Consider the following 1,253-nt stretch of genomic DNA (forward strand, 5'->3'; position numbering starts at 1 on the left):
ATCACCACCACCGGCTCGGCTGTGTCGGTGGATCACAACGGGACCGACGGGCATGCGGCCGTGACCATCAATGGCGGAACGCTCACCAGCACGGGGTCGGCCGCTACTGTGCTGGTGCAAGGGGGTGGAACCAACAGAACGGACGCCCTCGTGACGATGAACGGCGGCACGGTGCTGAACACGGGCTCGGGTGTTGGGCTGAGTGCGACCGCGTCCGGCGTCAATAGCAACGTCATTGCGGCCGTCGTGATCAACGGGGGCACGGTTGACACAATCAATACCGGTGTCTACACGACCATGTCGGGCCTCAACAACTCGGGGGCGTCGAGCATCACCATGAATGGCGGATCTGTTCTGTCCAGAGGAGGAATCGGGCTTTGGGCGCGCCACGGCAGTGTGGGGCTGGCTCAGGTGCAGATGACTGGCGGCCGAGTCGAGTCCAAGGGAATCAACGGCGACGCCATCCTCGCTTCGAACACCAACGGCACCTATGCGGTCGAGGTGACCGGCGGCACCCTCATCGGCAGCAGCGGCTTTGGCGCGGCAATCCACACCGCTGCCAAGGCCGGTGGCACCGTCAACATCGGCGCAGGCGCGGTCGTCGACGGCAGCGCTTCCGGCGTCGCCCTGCGCGACGGCGACTTAGTCCGCGACGGCATTGACGAGGTCGGCGGCAACGCCATCATCACCACCGCCGGCACCCTCACCGGCGCCGTGCTGCTCGGCGGCGGCACCGACACCCTCAACATCGCGGGCGGCTCGATCGCCGGCAATCTCACCGGCGACGGCGTCGACGCGCTGAACTTCAACCTCGGCACCAACAGCTTCACCCACGGCGCAGCCTATGCCATCAGCGGCATGAACAGCGTCACCATGAACTCGGGCACCGCGCAGATCGACAGCACCATGGCCGGCAACACGCTGACCGTGAACGGCGGCGCGATGACGCTCAGCGGCGCCAACAGCTACACGGGCGGAACCTTCCTGAACGGCGGCGTGCTGTCAGTGTCGAGCGACGCCAACCTGGGCGATGCGGCCGGCGCGCTGAGCTTCGACGGCGGCACTCTGCGCACCAGCGCGGACTTTGCCTCGGCGCGGGCCGTGAGCCTTGGCGCGGGTGGCGGCACCTTCCAGGCGGATGCCAACCTCGCGCTCTCGAGTGGCATCACGGGCGCCGGCGGCCTCACCAAGACCGGCGCGGGCACGCTCACGCTCTCGGGCGCGAACAGCTTTACCGGCAGCACCACCATTTC

1 protein-coding gene is annotated in these 1,253 nt (G+C 67.5%); it reads left to right on the top strand.

Going from position 1 to position 1,253, the window contains the following annotated elements; genetic code table 11:
- Positions 1-1,253, top strand: a 1,253-nt coding sequence (locus AC1DOC_RS34150) for an autotransporter outer membrane beta-barrel domain-containing protein (RefSeq protein ID WP_478131633.1), incomplete at both ends; no start/stop codon positions are given.

The organism is Variovorax sp. 01T439_2 (assembly GCF_056398445.1).